Source organism: Apilactobacillus intestinapis (assembly GCF_049166695.1).
Classification (GTDB): Bacteria; Bacillota; Bacilli; order Lactobacillales; family Lactobacillaceae; genus Apilactobacillus; species Apilactobacillus kunkeei_C.
Window position 1 is genome coordinate 116561 of the sequence record NZ_JBMHFD010000001.1, and the last position, 19800, is coordinate 136360.

Below are 19800 nucleotides of genomic sequence, written 5' to 3' on the forward strand. Positions count from 1 at the left end.
AAATGGCTGAACAAAAAGATTATTTTACAGATTTGATGAGAAAGGTTTATAGCAATTCTATCAATGATGTTTCTGTTGCATATATAGCTAAAATTGAAAAAATGACACCGCCTACAGCTACTGTACAACCACTTGCAAGGATTGATGGTAAGAAAGAATCAATGGTTCAGAAAGTACATTTTATCATTCTTCCAGGCCAACCAGAACTACTAGATTACAAGAATGGGGATGAAGTTATCGTTATCTGCTTAGATTATGACAATTCCAAATATACAAAGGGATATTATCCAGTTAGTTCAAATAGAAAGCATTCTGTTGATTACTCATTTGTTATTGGGAAGATAGCAAATAAAAAAGACTTTAAAAAATGAAAGGTGGTGAGATAAATGGCTCAAGATTTGTTATATACAGATGATGGTGATTTATATATTAGTAAAGATAGTCCATTGTATGTAACCGGTTTAGATGAAATCAAACAATCACTAAACATGATTTTAATGACTAAAAAAGGAAGTTGGTCTAATGAAAATGTTGGAATTGATTATGATTGGTTAATTGGTGGATTTGATAGAAATGCTTGTATTTCATCAATTTCTACTTCGCTGCAACAAGATAAGCGAATCATTGATGTTGTTTTAGTCGATCCACAGATTAATCCAAATCATACAACAGTTGATATTCATATCATCGTAAACACAACATTAGGTCAATTAGATTTTTGGAAGGAAGTGAATACAGATGCCATTAACTGATGACGGTTGGGTAACAATCAGTGCAGATGATGCATTAAAGCAAGCTAAGTCAGAAATTCAGAAAAATCTGGGAATAGATACTGATGTTTCTGACGGTTCAGCAATGGGTAGGATTGCACAAATGCTTGCTGATAGAATTGTTGAATGTGATAACGTCGCTCAAAACGTCTATGACAATAATTTTTGGTTAACTGCCTCTGGAGTTTCAATGGACAGACTAGGAACTTCATTAGGAATTCAACGACATCAAGCACAATATGCTGAGGCTACACTAAATATAACTGGTACTTCTGGTTATTTAATTCCTGCTCAAACAGAATTCATTACCGATAAAGGTGATTCATTTTTATCAGATGATGATGTTCAAATAGGTCAAAATGGTAATGCTACTGTTGTTGTTCATTCGCAAGAAGCATCAGCATCAACAAACGTAGATGCACATACAATTATTAATCAAGCTAATCCAGTAGATGAAATTGAAAGTGTTGATAATCCAATGCAAGCTTCTGGTGGATCTGATTTAGAAAGTGATTACGACTTTAGAAATCGTGGCACTATTAATCAATATTCTCCAGAAAATCCAACTGTAGGTGGAATTAGAACAGCATTGATAAATGTAAATGGTGTTAGCAGTGTAACAATTCAAAATAATCAATCTAAATTAACAGATGAACATGGCAACCCAGCTAATACAATTCATATTTATGTAGTTGGTGGTACTGATGATGATATTGCTAACAAACTTGCTGACGTTCTTGCGGGTGGAGCAACAACAGTTGGTTCAATTACTAAACATGTAAATGTATATGGTAATGATATTGTAGTTAACTTTGATAGAGCACAACAAAAAACATTATCATTTAAGATTGATATTACAACTGGCGATGGATTTGATGAAGATGCGGTTAAGCAATCAGTTCAAGATTATCTATCAAACTTTGAGATGGGCGACAAGGTAATTCTGAATAAGTTATATCCATATTTATATCAATTGATTGGTATTAAACAAGTTAACTCTATCCAAGTTAGCACAGATGGTTCATCATATAATTCAAACGATTTACAACTAGCCAACTTTGAATTCGCACTAACTAGAAATGATGATGTGGAAGTGATTACTCATGGCTAATGACAACGACACATTACAAAATGGTACAAACTTCTATGATTATCATAAAGACAACATGAAAAACATGTCTGGATTTAACATTTCTAAAGGTAGTAACTTTGATAAGTTTATTAAAGCTATTGATGGAATTTACTTCAATTCGTCTTTAAATCTTGATGAACAAGACAAGGCACATGATATTAATTATGCTCACGGCTTGGAATTGGATGATATTGGAGATAACTACGAATTAAATCGTAATGGGTTAGATGATGACACCTACAGATTTTTAATTAAGTCTCACATTTACGCTAGTAGATCAAAAGGTAGCATCAAAGACTTAATTAACATTACGAGCAATCTTTTAGGATGTCAGCCAACCGATATTCAGCTAGATAATTCAAGGGTATATTTGGACGGAAAATTAAATGATGGACTAGTTAATACTGTTGAAATCAAAGGTATTGATATTAATACGATTCAACATGCTAATTTGATTCCATACTTGGTTAAAGAATTAAAAAATGCTACTGCTACAGGTTATACAATCAATCAGATTGGGTTTGCTGTTAACAGTAGCGGTCAAATCTTTACTGGTGGACAAATATCTATCAGCAAGGAAATAAGCATTTAGGAGGAAAAAATGAAATATAATGGCGCAGTAGTTACCAGTAATGGTAGCTCTTTTTTGTCTGGTTTAGTTGCTAATAAAAAATCAGCAGTTCTGGACAAAATTATTATTTTAAATACTGATGTACCAAGCAATAAAACCATTGATTCAATGACTGCTCAAGATTTCAGTAATGGAATGTCATTTTACGTCAACAACGTTTCTCAAAATGATAATTCATTCACTGCTACATCAGTTGTTTCAAATACAGGAAATGAAAATAATTATCCTGCTATGCTAGTTGGCTTATTTGGATATTATGATGGTTCATCTGAACGAACTTTATTATCAGTATCAAAAGCAGTTGATCCATTCGTAATTGAAAAAGATACAGGAACACCAGTTAAATTAAGTGTTTCAATTACGGTTGGATTTAGTAACTCACAACAAATTAATTTAACAGTTAAAGATGATGTTTATCTTGCTAAGAAAGATTTAGATGGAGCAATGCTAACTTTGGGATATGCAAAGCAGTCAGATATTTTTAGATTAGAAGGAGATATAGCAACTGCTAAAGCTTCAACTGATAGTACTGTAAATCAAATTAATGCTAACTTGAATAACGTTAATAATACTGCCAATGATGCATATACATTAGCTAGTAAAGCTAAAACAACCGCTGACCAAGCTCAAAGTACCGCATATTCAGGTCTAAGGTTCATGGGTGATATTCAATCCGATTATTTATATTTGGTACAAACACCAGGAATTTATAATCTTGCAGGAAGAAAATATATAGACTGGAAAGATCAAAATCTATGGGGGAATTTTGTCGTTATCGATGCAGGCGGAGGCGTTGTACAACAATTTATTTATAACAACACTAATAACTGCTGGGTTCAAACATGTAATTCATGGGGAAACACAGGATTTAAATCAATTTATTAATTAAGGAGAATATTAAGATGACACAAATTTATGTAAAGGTATCTGAAACAGATAATCCTTATATTGAAAAAGCCTCAACTGAACCATTGGATGGTTATGAAGCAAAAAATGGATTGTTAAACGATCAAATTATTGCATTGCTAAACTATCCTACTAAATGTTATGTAGATGAAAGTGGCGTAGTTTTTACACCAAATCAAATTCCACTTTCAGAATCAGAAAAACAGGCGCAAAATATCAAACTGGAATTTGCTGATATGAAGCAAAAAATGTTAGATATGCAAACAACAATCGATGACTTAACCACAGATAAAACCAACTTACAAAATGCATTAAACAATGCAAATACCGATAATGCTAATTTAAAGTTGCAAATTCAAAGCATGCAAAAACAATCATTAGCATACATGACTCAATTGGCTCAAATTAATGCAGAATTGGCTAAATACAAGCAAAGCCAATCATCAACACAAGGAGGTGATAAATAATGTTCCCATCATTCAACGATTTAAAACCATTAGCATCATATGAATTTCAAGTTGATTTCAGTTTCTACCTTGATTATGGATTCATTAATCAAGATGAGTATAACCAATTAGTTGAAATGAACAAACAATCAATTGCAGATGCTCAACAAAGACAAAATCAATATACCGCTCCTAAAAATTTAGATACACAAATGTAGCACCTAATTATTCATTTAGTTAGGTGCTTTTATTATGCACAAAATAGGGAGTGATAGTTTGCAAATGTTTAAAGAGAGAATAGAAAAGAGATACTACTACTTCTGTATTTTTCTTTTTGACGTATTGGTAGGTTTTTATGGGTTGTTCCATTTGAACTATTTAGATAACCCACAGTTCACTTTGGTTCATCATCACAAAGAGAAATTAGATTTTCTTGGAGGAATGACAGATGATTTATGGTTTAACACTTTATTAATTGCAGTCGGAATCATACTTCTATTAGGAATATTAAGTAACAAACGTAAGTTATCCAACGTAGCTTATGTAATATCGATTTTTATGGTCGTGCTAGTTTGCACGGCTTTTTCTATTAGAGGAGTTTTTGAGACACATTACAACATTGAATGGGCTATTTCATTCGTACTAATCCTTATGGCTATTCATGGGCCACGTGAGGATGGTGGCAAGAAATGACTATAGACACAATGATTGCAGTTGGTGGATTTGTAGTTGCTTCAGCATCAGCATACTCATCAATGAAGAATGCGAAAAAACAAAATGACAGTGCTGACCGTGAATTTACTGTTGAATCAATTAAGGAAATTGCAGATAGACAAATTGATTCATATAAAGTCGAAATGCAAGCCAGAACGGAAGATAATGAACGTTCTCAAAAGGAGCTTAAAGAAGCTAGATTAAAGTTAAATGACACAATGGATAGACTTGATGAAGCTAATGCAAAACTTAGGCTAAATCAAGAAAGCATCAGAAAGATGAATGAAAAGCTTAAGAGCTTAAAAAAGTCATCTGATGAAGTCAAAGATTACTACGAAAAACAAATTACACAGCTTAAAGATGAAAACAGGCAACTTAAATCACGTTGCCAATATCTAAAAGCAGAATTAAACAGATACAAAAAAGGGGATATTAATAATGGACTTAACACAACTAATTAACTCAGTAGATCACAAATCACCACTTTACTACATTCTAATTGCTATTTATGTAGTTAGCATGCTTACACCATATTTCAAAGCTTTAGCAAAGAACACAAAGCTAAATCATTTAGCTAGTCGTTCTGCTTATATTTTAGAAGAAGCGAAGGAAGTTGTTGCTCCAATTGCTAACGAAGTTGGACTTGCTAATGCAGACCGTCGTGAAAAGGCAGTTGATAAGTTATACGCATTCTTAACAGAACACAAAATTAACGTAAAACGTAATGATTTATATGCTGTTGTAGAAACTGCATATCAATACATGAAACAACACGGTTACTTGAACGACAAGCAACCTATTACTACACCAGCTCCAGAAGATTTAACAAAGGATGAATTAAACGCATTAACACCTAATGCAGATTCATTTGAAGATAAAGCTGTTGTTCAAAACGAACAAAAAGAACAACAAAACGACAAAGAAGGTGAATAGTTATGTCTTGGAAAACAATCTCTGATATTTCAAGTTATCAATCAGATTCATTAGCTTTCATGAACCAATTAAAGTCTGCAGGTATCAACGGGTTAATGGTTAAATTAACTGATGGTACAACCTACTTAAATCCTAAATCTGGTAACCAAGTTGGTAATGGACTAAAGGCATTTAAGACCGTTGGTTTATACCACTACTATCAAGGTTCACCTGCTGCTGAAGCTAACTACTTCATCAAATGGGTTAAGGCGTTCGGTATGGACGCATCTACCCCACTTGCTATTGATGTCGAAGACCCTTCGCTTTACGGAGATATCACCGCACAAATCAACACTTTCTTATCAATCGTTAAAGCCAATGGATACAAGTGTCGTGTGGTTTACGGTAGTGCATCATGGTTTAACTCAAAGAAGATTAACTATGCACGATTAACAGATAAGAATATCTGGGTTGCTAGTTACGGTTCATCTCAACCCGGCGTTGATAATTCTAACGCTTGGCAATTTACTGATAACTATAAAGGTCTGCACGTAGATGCATCATATGACTTCGACGGCACTTTGACTGGCGAACGTTTTGAAAGCATCGTAAAGCCTGCAACCCCTGCAGCTCAAAACAGTAACTTCGTCCAAGACGGTAAGTTATTCTATTCTGAAACCGGAGTTAACGCTTACCACGAGCAAGAATTAACCAGTCAACGTAAAGTCCGTTGGGGCAAAGGTTCTCAATTCTACGGTACTGTTGTAAAGGTTGGTAATAGATACAGAATTAAGACCGCAGTCGGTTATGTTTCTTCATGCAAAGTTTGGGTCAAAAAAGTTGAATAACAAAAAAGCCTAGCAGTCATTTTGATTGCTAGGCTTTTTTAGTTTCTACCATTATATGTATTATATTATGTATAACCGTCCCCATTTTTAAAACTACGTCAAAAACTACGTCATTTTAAAAATATGTGTATGTTAAATCTATGTGAATGCTGTTGTTACAGTGTTTTATAAAAAATAGGTCTCGATACCTGTACTCTCCTTTAACTACAATGTCATACCGTTCAATTACTGTTAATGAGCGTTAACGTGACGGTGTTTATAAGCATTTGTGGTGTACATATCAGTCATTTATAGTTAGTTATTATTAACTATAAACTACGTCAAAACTACGTCATTTTTATGCAGTTAGAAATTTAAGTAACTACTTAATTTTTTAACTGCATTTTTATTTTCTTTTTAATACGCCTCCTATACATGTACTCTCCTTTTGATACATTCATGATCATAAATGTAAAATAAAAAGCACCTCACTATACAGATAGTATGGTGCTTTTTGTTTAGTCATTTTAATTTAAGCCAAATATTTTTTGTCAATTATCATTAAAATAAGGATAAGTAAAATACATACAAGAAATTGAATTGTAGATTCATGTAGTATGTAAAGAATCATGGCCAATATAAATAGTGTTGCAGAAATGATTATTTCTTTCTTTAAATCGATTTTATTTATGTAGAAAGATATGATTTGAATTAATGCTAACAATACAAATATAATTTGAATGAAAATTAGAAAATCTATTTTCAAACTATTTGAGTAAGTTGAAGCTGATTCCCAGTTGAAACCAATCCCTAACACTGTAGATAACATTAAAGAAAATTCTAACAACGTGTATACTGATTTAGTAAAAATTGATGATGCTTTTTTCATAAATAAACAAATACTCCAATCTAATGTTACTATTAAACCTATATAATGATACCATATTCGACCATATCATTATAGATGACAATAAAACAAACATTTAAATTAGATTTAAGATTAAAGCACTATTATTAACATGTAACTATTTCATAATGATTACAAAATATGAAAATAGATAGATTTATGAAATTTTAATGCTATACTAAAAAATATAATAATCGCAAAGAAAAGAGTGGTGATTATGCCGAAAAAAAGATATTTAATCGTGGGAGCAGTTCTTGCCCTAATTTTGATTTTTGTTCAAATGGGTGCACTTTCTAAAAAGACCTTAGCAGCGACTAATAACAATACTAAACGAATCGGTTTGTCATTAGATTGTTCAAGAACATACTACGCGCCATCAACAATTAAGAAGTACATTGATTTACTTAAAAAAGATCATGGTACATATCTTCAACTTCACTTAAATGATAATGAGAGATATGGTGTGGAAAGTTCTACTTTAGGTCAAACCGTTAAAAACTCATATGAAAAAAATGGTGTTTACTACAACAAAAAGACCAAGAAAGCATTTTTAACTAAGGATCAATTATTGGACATCATTCAATATGGTTATATGAACGGAATTGAAGTTATCCCAGAAATTGACCTTCCAGGTCATGACCAATCAATCATCAAACTTCTTTCATACACATCTGCTGGGAAGAAGTTAGCTAAACAATTGGATAACAAAGATGGTTATAACGAAATGTACTACCACAAGAAGGCAACTCTAGATTTTTCTAAGAAACTTTTGAGTGAATACGTTGGATTATTACCAAAGGGATACCACATTATTGTTGGTGCCGATGAAATCACCATTAATAATCGAAGTGACCAAAATGCGGCTGTTAAATACATCAATGCAATTGATGATTACGTTAAGCAACATAATTTAAAACTTGAAATGTGGAATGATAGTTTCCATAAAGCTGTTTTAAATAAATATCACAAGGATATTTTGATTAATTACTGGAGTTTAACTGGTGAGGTTAGTTCAAGTAAGGACCGTAAAGATAACATCAGAATGCGTGCCACTTTGCCTGAACTAAACAAGGCCGGCTTTAAGACAATCAACTACAATAATTACTATCTTTACATGATTACAGATCCTACTTCATTCACAAAAGAATCCAAGAAGATTTGGACTAGTGAATTTAAAAAATGGAAGATGAGCATGTGGAATGACCAATCCAAGAAGAATCTTGCTAAGAGCAAGAACAATATTGGAGCTGCATTCTCCATCTGGGGTGAATATCCTAACCAATACACAGGTGAACAAACCTATCAAAAAACTTACTACTATGCTGATGCATTCTTAAAGGCAAAGAAGCAATTTGAAAAATAAAAAGACGCACTTAACGGTGCGCCTTTTTGTTATTTCTTTTGTGAAGAATGTTGTTTCATAGTACAATTAAAATAATATTTATATGAAAGTGTGGATTATCATTATGAATGTTGGAATTGACAAGATGAGTTTTTACTCATCAGATATGTATTTAGATATGGTCGATCTAGCTAACGCTAGAAACGAAGACCCAAACAAGTACTTGATTGGAATTGGCCAAAAGAAACAAGCTGTAATTCCCAATACCCAAGATGTTGTCACAATGGCAGCAAATGCTTGTACCAAGATTATTGATGATGATAATCGTAAAAAAATTGATTTAATTATTTTTGGAACAGAAACAGGGGTAGATAACTCCAAATCTGCTGCTATTTACTTACAAAACATGTTAGGCTTAAGCCGTCGAGCTCGTGCTTTTGAAATAAAGCAAGCTTGTTATGGTGCTACTGCTGGTCTTCAAATGGCCAAAGAATATGTGCAAAACCATCCTGAAAGACAAGCCCTAGTAATTGGTGCCGATATTGCTAGATACGGTATTAAGACACCTGGTGAAGTTACTCAAGGTGGGGGTGCCGTTGCCATGGTAATTTCTGCCAATCCTTCAATTGCCGAATTCGATGGCCCAAGTACATTCTATTCTGATGATGTAATGGATTTCTGGAGACCATTGTACAGAACAGAAGCCGTTGTTGATGGTCACTATTCAAACGATGTTTACGTTGATTTCTTTAAGAAGACATGGGATGAATACAAGGAAATCACTGGTCAAACCATTGCTGATTTCAAAGCAATGACATTCCATTTACCTTATCCAAAGATGGGAATTAAGGCACTAAGATCAATCATTGATGAAGCCGATGAAGGACAACAAGCTAACTTGAAGAAAGAATTCGAACAAGGTCGTATCTACAACGAAAACGTTGGTAACCTATACACCGGTTCATTGTATTTGAACTTCCTATCATTAATTAATAACTCAGATGATTTACAATCTGGTGATCGTATTGCGTTATTCAGTTATGGCTCAGGTGCACAGGGTGAATTCTTCCCAATGAAACTAAAGGATAACTTCAGAAACGATGAATTAGCAAAATCATTAGATGATGCTTTGAAGTCAAGAAAACAAGTTTCTGTTGAAGAATACGAAGAAATCTTTACTAACTGGATTCCAATCGCTGATGGTGATATCAAGTTGGATACTAGTAATGATAAGGCGGAATTTTTCCTTGAAGGGGTAAAAGACCACCAAAGAATTTATGGAAGAAAGTAGGAGACTGACATGAAATTATATTTAGCAGGACCATTTTTTGATGATGAACAAATTGACCGTATTCAAAGAATTGAAAAGGCATTGGATAACAATCCTTCAGTTTCAGGATACTTTAGCCCAAGAAACTCAAATGTCAACGACGGGGCAGAAATTGGTAGTAGCCAATGGTCTAGAGATGTTTTCCAACTTGACGTGGATGAAATAAAAAAAGCTGATGCCGTTATCGCGATTATCGACTTTGTAGACGACAATGTTGACAGCGGTACAGCTTTCGAAATTGGGTATGCTTATGCAATTGATAAACCAGTTGTTTTATTCCATGAAAAAGATGCGATTGTTAACTTGATGTTATCAAACGGATCTAAGTCATATCTAACAAAGGTATCCGATGTTGAAAAGTTCGATTTCAAAGAAATGCCTGAATATCACTACGAAGGTGAAGTATTTTAAAAAATACTGTCACGGTATAATCCAACAACCTTACCAACGATTGATACTTGATCCAAGATGATTGGAGCCAAGTTATCGTTCTCAGGTTGTAGGCGATAGTGATCAGATTCCTTGAAGAATCGTTTGCAAGTGACTTCGTTTTCATCAGTCATTGCAATAACGATATCACCATTTTCAGCAGTTGATTGCTTTTTAACGATGACTTTATCACCGTTTAAAATACCGATGTTGATCATACTTTCACCTTGAATGACTAACATGAAAACATCATCTGAGTTTTCGTATTGGTCAGGCATTGAGAAGTATTCTGATGTATCTTCAACCGCTAGGATTGGTTCACCAGCAGCAACGGTACCTAAAACAGGGATTTCACCAGGGTGTGTGTTAACCCCAATTTTCTTAAGACCATCTTCGGTAATTTCAAGCGCTCTTGGTTTAGCGGGATTCTTAACGATAAAACCCTTCTTTTCAAGGCGACTTAAATGACCGTGGACGGTTGATGTGGATGAAAGATTAACGGCTTCACCTATTTCTCTTACTGTAGGAGGATAGCCTTGGCTATTGATTCTTTTCCAGATAAATTCTAAAATAGCTAATTGTTTAGAAGTCTTTTCTTCTTTTGAAAAAGTCACATAAATACCCCGTTTCTTGTAATATAATAGCTTTAATATAGCATAACGGGAAAATAAAAACAAATGTTCGTAAAGGAGATAATGAAATGTCAGAAGCAGAAGATCCAATTTTAAAGAAACTTATCCCACGTATTAATGAATTAGCCCACAAAGCTAAGGAAAGTGGATTGACTAAGGAAGAAGAAGCTGAAAGAGCTGACCTTAGAAAACAATACCTAAAACGCTTTAAAGAAAACATGAGAAGCCAAATTGAAATGGTTCAAGTTTTCAATAAAGAAGGTAAAGAAGTTACACCAGAAAAGGTTAAGGAAGTTCAACGTAAAAAAGGTTTACGTGACGATTAAAACTTTTTTTGAATTTAATAATTAAGTTGTGTAAAATTAATAATAGTAACTAACGGGAGGAGGAAGAATTATGTCAACATTCTTATGGATTATCCTAATTCTTTTAGCTTTAATCGTAGGTTTGATCGGTGGATTCTTCATGGCACGTAAGTACATGGAAAAATATCTTAAAGATAATCCCCCAATTAACAAGGATCAATTAAGAGCAATGATGCTACAAATGGGTCAAAAACCTTCAGCTAAGAAGTTAAATCAAATGATGAACAGTATGAAGGCTAACGCCAAATAAATAAAAAAAGACTTAATTCAAAAATTAAGTCTTTTTTTATTGCTTATTTTTCTGATGATGGGTCAACATACTTAAAGTCAGGATTAATTTCTTTATCTAACTTATCGAAAGCATCTTGCATTTGTTGTTCGACTGCTTTTTGACCTTCTTCATTTAGCTTGATTGATTTGTCCAAGTAGATAGGGTCACCAAAGTTGATGACAGCTTTCTTACGTGAGAACAAACTCTTAAAGGTAAGTGGACCTTGGTAAACAGCTGGAAGTAAAGGTGCTTTAGAAAGCTTGGCGATTAAAGTAGCGCCACCTTTTAGTGCTTGAGAATGTCTAGTTCCTGAAGGGAAAATGATTAGTGACTTGTCAGAGCTTTGAAGAATCTTAACAGGTTCCTTAATTACTGATGGGCCAGGATTTTCACGATCAACACTTAATACGTTTGCATGTCTTAATACGTATGCTAAAAGTGGGTTTTTGAATAGTTCCTTTTTAGCGATGAAAGCAAATTCTTTAGGACTTGCTGCTAGGGCAAAGTACAATGGGTCAAACCATGTACGGTGCGGTGCAACTAATATGTAATTGCCTTCCGGAATTCTTTGTTTGTTTTCAAACTTAGGCATTCCGTTAATTGGATATAAAATGATTCTACATAAGAACTTTAAAAAAGAATACATTAAATAAACTCCTCTCGTACTTTATTATTTAATAGTATTCTATTATTATTGATTTATGCAAGAAAAAATAAGGTGGAATATTCAAGTGGACGATGTTTTAAAGGAAAACGAAAGAATAGATCAACTATATAGTAATGATATAAAGATAATTCAAAATCCCGAAGTGTTCTCATTCTCATTGGATGCGGTACTTTTGGCAGACTTTGCTAGGTTGCCCAAGAAGAGTACTTCAAAGACTGTCGATTTGTGTGCCGGCAATGGTGCAGTTGGGTTATTTATGTCACATAAAACCAATGGGCATATTTACGAAATTGAACTACAAGACAAACTGGCTGACATGGCAAAACGCAGTGTTAGTTTAAATAACTTAGACGACAAGTTGACCGTGATAAACGATGACCTTGATAATACATTTGATTATGTGGACAAGGATTCTGTTGACGTGATAACTTGTAACCCACCTTATTTTCCCGATTTAGAGGACAGTAAGAAGAATCCAAATCCATACCTAGCAATTGCTAGACATGAAATCACAACTAATTTAGACAAAATCCTAACCGTGTGTGAGGGACTTTTAAAGACAAATGCTAAAGCGTTCTTTGTTTACCGTCCTGATCGCATGCTAGAACTATTTGATGCCATGCAATCTCACAACGTAATGCCAAAAAGGATTCAATACATTTATCCACGTGAGGGAAAAGAATCAAACATGATTCTAGTTGAAGGAATCAAAGCGGGGAAGAATGGTGGAACCAAGGTACTACCACCAATTTTTGTTTATAGAGATAATTCAAACGAATATACAGATTTTGTAAGGAAGATTTTATATGGAGAATAAGTTTTATATGTATGTTTTAAAGTGCGGGGATGATTCACTATATGGTGGATACACGACTGATTTGAAACATCGATTAGAACAACACCAAAGTGGAAAGGGCGCCAAGTACACCCGCAATCATTTGCCAGTCGAAATGATATATTCCGAAAGTTTTGACAATAAACATGATGCTTTGAGTGCCGAGTATCATTTTAAACATCAGAGCAGAACTAAGAAGTTAGAATACCTAAATGAAAATGGGGTAAATTTATCTAAATACGGTCTAAGCCTTTAAGACACGGTGTTAAGTGTTATAATTCTAACTGTAACGATGAATATTTGGAGGTTTTTGTATTGAAAATTATTGCTTATGGAATCAGAAATGATGAAATGCCATATTTAAAAGAATGGGAACAAAAAAATCCGGAAGTAGAAGTAAAGGTTGAAACCAAATTACTTGATTCATCAACTGTTGAAGAAGCTAATGGATTTGATGGTGTGGTTGCTTACCAACAAAAACCATACACTAAAGAAATTTTAGATAAATTAGGTAGTTTTAACATCAAGTACCTATCACTAAGAAACGTTGGGGTAGATAACGTTGATGCTGATGCTGCAAAAGCAAATGGAATTACTGTAACAAACGTTCCAGCATATTCTCCAAATGCAATTGCTGAACTAGCAATTACTGAAATTATGAGATTACTAAGAAATACAAAACGTTTTGAAGACAAGCAACGTTCAGGTGACTTAAGATGGGCTCCTGAAATTGGTCAAGAATTAAACTCAAAGACCGTTGGTGTTTTCGGAACAGGTCGTATTGGTCACGTATTAGTTGATATCTGTCGTGGATTCGGCGCAAAGGTGATTGCATATGATCCATTCAGAAACCCTGAACTAGAAAAACAAGGTATCTACGTTGATACTCCAGACGATTTATACAAACAAGCTGATATCATTTCACTACACGCACCAGCCGTTAAGGAAAATGAACACATGGTAAATGAAAAGACTTTATCAGAAATGAAAGATGGTTCATACATTATTAACGCTGCGCGTGGATCACTAATTGATACTGACGCGTTAATCAAGGCTTTAGATTCAGGTAAACTAGCAGGTGCTGCTTTGGATACTTATGAATCAGAAGTAGGTGTTTTCAATGTTAACTTTGATAGTTTCGATGATATCTCAGATGATCGTCTAAAGAACCTAATGAGCAGAGACAATGTTTTGATTACCCCACACATTGCTTTCTACACTGAAACAGCGGTTAGAAACATGGTTACTCTATCATTGGACGCTAACAGAGACCTTATCAACACAGGTAAATCAGATAAGATTGTTAAATTGTAATATTTAGCTTGATAAATGTTGGAGTTTAATATACAATAATATTCGGTATTTATTACCAATTCACACCTGTCATGACAACTCAGATAGTGCTATTTCTTGATAGTTTCTGAATTGATAGATTGACGGGGAGGAAAAAACTATTTTTGGAGGGCTATTAACATGGCTGTTATTTCTATGAAACAATTACTAGAAGCTGGTGTCCACTTCGGTCACCAAACTCGTCGTTGGAACCCTAAGATGAAGAAATACATCTTTACCCAACGTAACGGAATCTACATCATCGACTTACAAAAGACTGTTAAGATGATTGATTCAGCATACAACTTTATGAAGGATGAAGCTGCTAAGGGCGCTACTGTACTATTTGTTGGTACTAAGAAGCAAGCTCAAGACTCAATCCAAGAAGAAGCTGTACGTGCAGGTCAATACTACGTTAATCACCGTTGGTTAGGTGGAACTTTAACTAACTGGGACACTATTCAAAGCCGTATCAAGTACCTAAAGGATCTTAAGAAGATGGCTGAAGATGGTACTTTCGAAAGACTACCTAAGAAAGAAGTTGCTCTTCTAAAGAAGAAGACTGACAAGCTTGAAAAATTCCTTGGTGGTATCGAAGACATGCCTAAGATTCCAGATGTTATGTTCATCGTTGACCCTCGTAAAGAACAAATCGCTGTTCACGAAGCTCACAAGTTAAACATTCCTATCGTTGCTATGGTTGATACTAACACTGACCCAGATGACGTTGATGTTATTATCCCATCAAACGATGACGCTATTCGTGCCGTTCGTCTAATTACTGCTAAGATGGCTGACGCTATCATTGAAGGTAACCAAGGTGAAGAAAATGTTAGCGAAAGCACATTCGAAGACACTAAAGATGAAAATGAAAGTGAAGACAAGTAATATTTTTTAAATATTGATTTTGTTTGAACACTTAGGCTGACTCATGTTTTTGGACCGATAAGGCCTGGGATGAGTCGGCCTTTTTTAATATAAAACTTAAGGAGGCCATAACAATGGCAAAGATTACTGCTGCTCAAGTAAAAGAATTACGTGAAAAGACAAGTGTAGGTATGATGGATGCTAAGAAAGCTTTAGTTGCTTCAGATGGTGACGAAAAGAAAGCTCTAGAATACTTACGTGAAAAGGGTATCGCAAAAGCTGAAAAGAAGAGTGACCGTGTTGCCGCTGCTGGTTTAACTCGTGTTGTTACTCACGGTAACGATGCTGCTATCGTTGAAGTTAACGCTGAAACTGACTTTGTTTCAGGTAACGATGACTTCAAGAACCTAATTGATTTAATCGCAGCTAAGATTGTTGAAGCTAAGCCAGCTGATGTTGAAGCTGCTTTAGCACTTGACGTTGATGGTGAAACTGTTAACGACAAGATCATCAACACTACTCAAATTACTGGTGAAAAGATCACTCTACGTCGTTTCGTTGTTTTAACTAAGAACGATGACGAAAGCTTTGGTCACTACCTACACAACCAAGGTCTAATTGGTGCCTTAGTTCAAATTCAAGGTGTTGACGAAACTGTTGCTAAGCACGTTGCAATGCACATTGCTGCTACTAAGCCAGAATACCTAGACAGAAACGATGTTCCTCAAGACAGATTAGAAGCTGAAAGAGAAGAACTAAAGAAGGAAGCCCTACAAGAAGGCAAGCCTGAAAACATCGTTGAAAAGATGGTTGAAGGTCGTCTAAACAAGTTCCTTGCTGAAATTAGTTTAGCTGACCAAGAATTCGTTATGGACTCAGACAAGACTGTTGCTGAATACGTTAAGGAAAACGGCGGTCAACTAAAGGCCTTTGTTCGTTACGAAGTCGGTGAAGGTATCGAAAAAGAAGAAACTAACTTTGTTGACGAAGTTAACTCACAAATCAAATAATCAATGAAAAAGGATGCGGATACGTATCCTTTTTTTATACATATTTATAATTAAATAATTGCGGTTATAAACTGTTTTTAAATTTCATATTATGCTAAAATTAAATTAACGATCATGTAATGGAGGAAATTCGATGTCTGACTTAAAATATAAGCGTATTGTTTTAAAGCTAAGTGGTGAAGCACTTGCTGGTGATGAAGGTCACGGTATTAACCCACCTGTAATCAAGAAAATTGCGCAAGAAGTAAAAAATGTTTACGAACTAGGAATTCAAATTGCTATTGTTGTCGGTGGCGGTAACATGTGGCGTGGAGTAGCTGGTTCAAAAATGGGCATGGAAAGAACACAAGCTGATTACATTGGAATGTTAGCAACTGTTATGAATGGTTTAGCATTACAAGAAAACTTAGAATCACTTGGTGTTCCAACAAGAGTTCAAACCTCAATCGAAATGAGACAAATTGCTGAACCATATATTCGTAGAAAGGCAGTTCGTCATCTTGAAAAGAATCGTGTCGTTATCTTCTCTGGTGGTACAGGTAACCCATTCTTCTCAACAGATACAACTGCTGCTTTACGTGCTGCTGAAGTACATGCAGATGCTATTTTAATGGCTAAAAACGGAGTTGATGGTATTTACTCAGCTGATCCTAACAAGGATCCAAATGCTGTTAAATTTGATGAATTAACTCAAATGGATATCATTAACAAGAACCTACAAGTAATGGATACTACAGCAAGTTCATTATCAATGGACAACGATATTCCATTAGTAGTGTTTAACTTAAATGAATCCGGCAACATTGAAAAAGTTGTTAAGGGTGAAAAAATCGGAACTACAGTTAAGGGGAAATAAAGTATGGCAACTCAAAATGAAATTTTAGATACAGCAAAAGACAAGATGCAAAAGTCAATTGCATCATTAAGACAAGAATTAGCAAGTATTAGAGCAGGTCGTGCTAACGCCAGTCTATTAAACGGTGTTACTGCTGAATACTATGGTGCACCAACACCATTAAACCAAATTGCTTCAATCACTGTTCCTGAAGCTAGAGTTATTATGGTTACTCCATATGACAAATCAGCTCTAGATGATATTGAAAAGGGAATCCTTGAAGCTGATATTGGTATTAACCCAGCTAACGATGGTGATAACATTCGTTTAGTTGTTCCACAACTAACTGAAGAACGTAGAAAAGAAATTTCTAAGAAGGTTAAGGCTGCCGGTGAACAAGGTAAAGTCGCTATTAGAAATGTACGTCGTGAAGCTATGGACGCTGTAAAGAAGGGTAACAAGAACGATGACTTTACAGATGATGAAACTCACGCACTAGAAGATAAGGTTCAAAAGTTGACAGATTCACAAATCAAAGATTTAGATGACGTTATTGCTGCCAAAGAAAAGGAAGTACTAAACGGATAAACTAATAAAAGGGGATGTCACCATGCAAGAACAAGAAGTTACACCAGGTACAGAGGAATTCAATAAGATGGTTTTCAAACTATCTGAAAGTATGAACGATGATACCAAGCAAGCATTGTCTTACAATGGTAATCAACTTGAAGAAATTCAAGATGGAATCTATGTTATGCCGGTATATGTTACTGACGATTTCAACATCTTTTTTGTGGTTTCACAATTAATTGAAGATGATTGGATTGTTGCGTTTACTGAAGCAACAATTGAAAATGAAACTGAAATTACAGATTTAAGTGATCCAATTCCTACGGGTGAAGGATTAAATCTTTTAGGTGAACATAGTCCAAACGACGCTAACCAATTATTAAAATATTTCGAAACTTTAGTAGAAGCTAAACGTGGCGAATGGAGATTAATCCAATAAAATAACTTTACAAATGTGGGATGAGGATTGTTTCTCATCCTTTATTTGTACTAATAGGCGAGGTATATATGTTTAAGTTTAAGAAAAAAACTACCACAGAACTTGACTACAATAATATTCCCAAACATATTGCCATTATCATGGATGGAAATGGAAGATGGGCCCAACAAAGACATTTGCCAAGAATTGCTGGACATAAAAAGGGAATGAACGTTGTAAAGGACATTACAAAAGCAGCTAGTGATTTAGGTGTGAAGGCATTAACTTTGTACGCCTTTTCTACCGAAAACTGGAAACGTCCGGATCAAGAAGTTAACTACTTGATGGATTTACCAGAGAAATTTTTCTCTACTTTTGTACCAAATTTAGTAAAGAATAACGTTAGAGTTAACGTTATGGGATATGTAGATCAATTACCTAAGTCTACACAAAAGGCCATCAATGATGCTGTTGAGGACACTAAGAAATGCGATGGAATGATTTTGAACTTTGCTTTAAACTATGGAAGCCAGGACGAAATCGTTACAGCAGTTCAAAAGATTGCTCAAAAGGTATCTGATGGAAGTTTAAATGTCGATGACATTAATAAGGACGTCGTTAGTGAAAATTTAATGACTTCATCACTTGGAGAATTTGCTAACCCAGATTTATTGATTAGAACAAGTGGGGAAGAAAGATTATCTAACTTCTTATTATGGCAAGTTGCATACAGTGAATTCGTATTTGATGACACTAAATGGCCTGACTACACTAAAGAAGATTTAATGAAATGTATTGCCAAGTTCCAAGGACGTCATCGTCGTTTTGGGGGATTAAAAAACAAGTAACATTAGGAGATTATTATGAAAACAAGAGTATTAACGGCAATTATTGCCTTATTATTATTTGTGCCAATAGTTTTATTGGGTGGCATTTTTATTCAAATTGGAGCAATTGCTTTAGGAATTGTTGCGATGTCTGAAGTACTAATCATGAAGAAAAAGTTAGTAATTTCACCAGAAGCAATCCTATCATTTATTGGTGTAACTTTATTAATTGCACCAAGTAACTGGTTCAATGGTCTACCATCATTTCTATCAGTTAACTTTTTGTTCTATTTAGTAGTAATGCTATTGATGTTAAGAAATGTTGTTACTAAGAACATTTTTTCATTTGATGATGCTGGTGTGATTACACTTGCAATGCTATACATTGGAATGGGCTTCCATTACTTTATTGCTGCTAGACATGTTGGTATTGCGGTATTATTCTACGCACTATTTATCGTTTGGTTAACTGACTCAGGTGCTTACATTTTCGGTAAGCAATTCGGTAAACACAAGTTAGCTCCACATGTAAGTCCTAATAAGACATGGGAAGGTTCAATCTGTGGATCATTATTAGCAACTATCATTGCTACTGCATGGATGTACTACTTCTCAGTTGGTCATACATCACTACTTGTTTCTGTTATCGTAACTCTTGTATTATCAATTGCTGGTCAATTTGGTGATTTAGTTGAATCAGCTCTTAAGAGATACTACCAAGTTAAAGATTCTGGAAAGATTTTACCTGGACACGGTGGAATTTTAGACAGATTTGATAGTTTACTATTTGTTTTGCCACTTCTTCACCTATTTGGCATTATTTAG

28 protein-coding genes are annotated in these 19800 nt (G+C 34.6%); 26 read left to right on the forward strand and 2 right to left on the reverse strand.

Going from position 1 to position 19800, the window contains the following annotated elements; all coding sequences use genetic code 11:
- The first annotated feature begins 2 nt into the window (after positions 1-2).
- The 14 genes from ACOMA7_RS00765 to ACOMA7_RS00830 all read left to right on the forward strand — a co-directional run bounded on the left by ACOMA7_RS00765 (position 3) and on the right by ACOMA7_RS00830 (position 10328).
- Complete coding sequence (locus ACOMA7_RS00765; RefSeq protein ID WP_421391401.1) at positions 3-371, forward strand: hypothetical protein; 369 nt, start codon at positions 3-5, stop codon at positions 369-371.
- Positions 372-386: 15 nt separating this feature from the next.
- The gene (locus tag ACOMA7_RS00770) at positions 387-752 is read left to right on the forward strand and encodes a contractile injection system sheath initiator (RefSeq protein ID WP_421391403.1); all 366 of its coding nucleotides are present in this window, start codon (positions 387-389) and stop codon (positions 750-752) included.
- Positions 739-1881: a baseplate J/gp47 family protein gene (locus tag ACOMA7_RS00775; protein ID WP_421391405.1), complete on the forward strand. Its 1143-nt coding sequence runs from the start codon at positions 739-741 to the stop codon at positions 1879-1881. The genes ACOMA7_RS00770 and ACOMA7_RS00775 overlap by 14 nt, the downstream gene beginning before the upstream one ends.
- The gene (locus tag ACOMA7_RS00780) at positions 1874-2494 is read left to right on the forward strand and encodes a hypothetical protein (RefSeq protein ID WP_421391407.1); all 621 of its coding nucleotides are present in this window, start codon (positions 1874-1876) and stop codon (positions 2492-2494) included. The genes ACOMA7_RS00775 and ACOMA7_RS00780 overlap by 8 nt, the downstream gene beginning before the upstream one ends.
- Before the next feature lie 9 nt (positions 2495-2503).
- On the forward strand, positions 2504-3418 hold the full coding sequence (locus tag ACOMA7_RS00785) for a hypothetical protein (RefSeq protein WP_421391409.1): 915 nt from the start codon (positions 2504-2506) through the stop codon (positions 3416-3418).
- A gap of 17 nt (positions 3419-3435) precedes the next feature.
- Positions 3436-3906 carry a hypothetical protein gene (locus ACOMA7_RS00790; protein ID WP_421391411.1) on the forward strand — a complete coding sequence of 157 codons (471 nt, stop codon included), beginning with the start codon at positions 3436-3438 and terminating at the stop codon, positions 3904-3906.
- Positions 3906-4103, forward strand: a complete 198-nt coding sequence (locus ACOMA7_RS00795; RefSeq protein WP_421391413.1) for a hypothetical protein — start codon at positions 3906-3908, stop codon at positions 4101-4103. The genes ACOMA7_RS00790 and ACOMA7_RS00795 overlap by 1 nt, the downstream gene beginning before the upstream one ends.
- A 58-nt stretch (positions 4104-4161) precedes the next feature.
- Positions 4162-4578 (forward strand): hypothetical protein, encoded by a 417-nt coding sequence (locus ACOMA7_RS00800; RefSeq protein ID WP_263500536.1) that lies wholly within the window; start codon positions 4162-4164, stop codon positions 4576-4578.
- Positions 4575-5060, forward strand: coding sequence for a hypothetical protein (locus ACOMA7_RS00805; protein ID WP_057197970.1), 486 nt, complete (start codon positions 4575-4577; stop codon positions 5058-5060). The genes ACOMA7_RS00800 and ACOMA7_RS00805 overlap by 4 nt, the downstream gene beginning before the upstream one ends.
- Complete coding sequence (locus ACOMA7_RS00810; protein ID WP_421391416.1) at positions 5038-5532, forward strand: phage holin, LLH family; 495 nt, start codon at positions 5038-5040, stop codon at positions 5530-5532. Before ACOMA7_RS00805 ends, ACOMA7_RS00810 begins: the two co-directional genes overlap by 23 nt.
- A 2-nt stretch (positions 5533-5534) precedes the next feature.
- Positions 5535-6359: a GH25 family lysozyme gene (locus ACOMA7_RS00815; RefSeq protein WP_421391418.1), complete on the forward strand. Its 825-nt coding sequence runs from the start codon at positions 5535-5537 to the stop codon at positions 6357-6359.
- Between the two features lie 1103 nt (positions 6360-7462).
- Positions 7463-8608 (forward strand): family 20 glycosylhydrolase, encoded by a 1146-nt coding sequence (locus ACOMA7_RS00820; RefSeq protein WP_054608237.1) that lies wholly within the window; start codon positions 7463-7465, stop codon positions 8606-8608.
- Positions 8609-8711: 103 nt separating this feature from the next.
- The gene (locus ACOMA7_RS00825; protein WP_054608236.1) at positions 8712-9878 is read left to right on the forward strand and encodes a hydroxymethylglutaryl-CoA synthase; all 1167 of its coding nucleotides are present in this window, start codon (positions 8712-8714) and stop codon (positions 9876-9878) included.
- Positions 9879-9887: 9 nt separating this feature from the next.
- Positions 9888-10328: a nucleoside 2-deoxyribosyltransferase gene (locus tag ACOMA7_RS00830; RefSeq protein ID WP_054608235.1), complete on the forward strand. Its 441-nt coding sequence runs from the start codon at positions 9888-9890 to the stop codon at positions 10326-10328.
- Here ACOMA7_RS00830 and lexA read toward each other — a convergent pair.
- Positions 10325-10960: a transcriptional repressor LexA gene (gene lexA, locus ACOMA7_RS00835; protein ID WP_034531710.1), complete on the reverse strand. Its 636-nt coding sequence runs from the start codon at positions 10958-10960 to the stop codon at positions 10325-10327. The genes ACOMA7_RS00830 and lexA overlap by 4 nt on opposite strands.
- Positions 10961-11046: 86 nt before the next feature.
- Between lexA and ACOMA7_RS00840 the strand changes: the two genes are divergently transcribed.
- Together ACOMA7_RS00840 and ACOMA7_RS00845 are read left to right on the forward strand one after the other, a co-directional pair.
- A complete protein-coding gene (locus tag ACOMA7_RS00840) occupies positions 11047-11304 on the forward strand; it encodes a DUF896 domain-containing protein (RefSeq protein ID WP_034531709.1) in 258 nt (85 codons plus the stop codon).
- 70 nt (positions 11305-11374) lie between these two features.
- On the forward strand, positions 11375-11593 hold the full coding sequence (locus ACOMA7_RS00845; RefSeq protein WP_034531707.1) for a YneF family protein: 219 nt from the start codon (positions 11375-11377) through the stop codon (positions 11591-11593).
- 43 nt (positions 11594-11636) lie between these two features.
- On the opposite strand, the gene ACOMA7_RS00850 is transcribed toward ACOMA7_RS00845, so the two are convergent.
- Positions 11637-12260, reverse strand: a complete 624-nt coding sequence (locus tag ACOMA7_RS00850) for a lysophospholipid acyltransferase family protein (protein WP_421391423.1) — start codon at positions 12258-12260, stop codon at positions 11637-11639.
- 85 nt (positions 12261-12345) lie between these two features.
- Here ACOMA7_RS00850 and ACOMA7_RS00855 point away from each other — a divergent pair, with 85 nt between their 5' ends.
- The 10 genes from ACOMA7_RS00855 (at position 12346) to ACOMA7_RS00900 (ending at position 19800) form a co-directional block, all read left to right on the forward strand.
- Positions 12346-13098: a tRNA1(Val) (adenine(37)-N6)-methyltransferase gene (locus tag ACOMA7_RS00855; RefSeq protein ID WP_301945516.1), complete on the forward strand. Its 753-nt coding sequence runs from the start codon at positions 12346-12348 to the stop codon at positions 13096-13098.
- The gene (locus ACOMA7_RS00860) at positions 13088-13372 is read left to right on the forward strand and encodes a GIY-YIG nuclease family protein (RefSeq protein WP_034533997.1); all 285 of its coding nucleotides are present in this window, start codon (positions 13088-13090) and stop codon (positions 13370-13372) included. The genes ACOMA7_RS00855 and ACOMA7_RS00860 overlap by 11 nt, the downstream gene beginning before the upstream one ends.
- Positions 13373-13431: 59 nt before the next feature.
- On the forward strand, positions 13432-14430 hold the full coding sequence (locus ACOMA7_RS00865; protein ID WP_041152363.1) for a D-2-hydroxyacid dehydrogenase: 999 nt from the start codon (positions 13432-13434) through the stop codon (positions 14428-14430).
- Between the two features lie 159 nt (positions 14431-14589).
- Positions 14590-15336, forward strand: a complete 747-nt coding sequence (gene rpsB, locus ACOMA7_RS00870) for a 30S ribosomal protein S2 (RefSeq protein WP_034533994.1) — start codon at positions 14590-14592, stop codon at positions 15334-15336.
- A gap of 113 nt (positions 15337-15449) precedes the next feature.
- A complete protein-coding gene (gene tsf / locus ACOMA7_RS00875) occupies positions 15450-16325 on the forward strand; it encodes a translation elongation factor Ts (RefSeq protein ID WP_053791839.1) in 876 nt (291 codons plus the stop codon).
- A gap of 133 nt (positions 16326-16458) precedes the next feature.
- The gene (gene pyrH / locus ACOMA7_RS00880; protein WP_041152361.1) at positions 16459-17181 is read left to right on the forward strand and encodes a UMP kinase; all 723 of its coding nucleotides are present in this window, start codon (positions 16459-16461) and stop codon (positions 17179-17181) included.
- A 3-nt stretch (positions 17182-17184) separates the two neighbouring features.
- The gene (gene frr, locus ACOMA7_RS00885; protein WP_041152360.1) at positions 17185-17748 is read left to right on the forward strand and encodes a ribosome recycling factor; all 564 of its coding nucleotides are present in this window, start codon (positions 17185-17187) and stop codon (positions 17746-17748) included.
- Between the two features lie 22 nt (positions 17749-17770).
- Complete coding sequence (locus ACOMA7_RS00890; protein ID WP_034531688.1) at positions 17771-18169, forward strand: hypothetical protein; 399 nt, start codon at positions 17771-17773, stop codon at positions 18167-18169.
- Between the two features lie 68 nt (positions 18170-18237).
- Positions 18238-18996, forward strand: coding sequence for an isoprenyl transferase (locus tag ACOMA7_RS00895; RefSeq protein ID WP_414826948.1), 759 nt, complete (start codon positions 18238-18240; stop codon positions 18994-18996).
- A 15-nt stretch (positions 18997-19011) separates the two neighbouring features.
- The gene (locus tag ACOMA7_RS00900) at positions 19012-19800 is read left to right on the forward strand and encodes a phosphatidate cytidylyltransferase (protein ID WP_414826947.1); all 789 of its coding nucleotides are present in this window, start codon (positions 19012-19014) and stop codon (positions 19798-19800) included.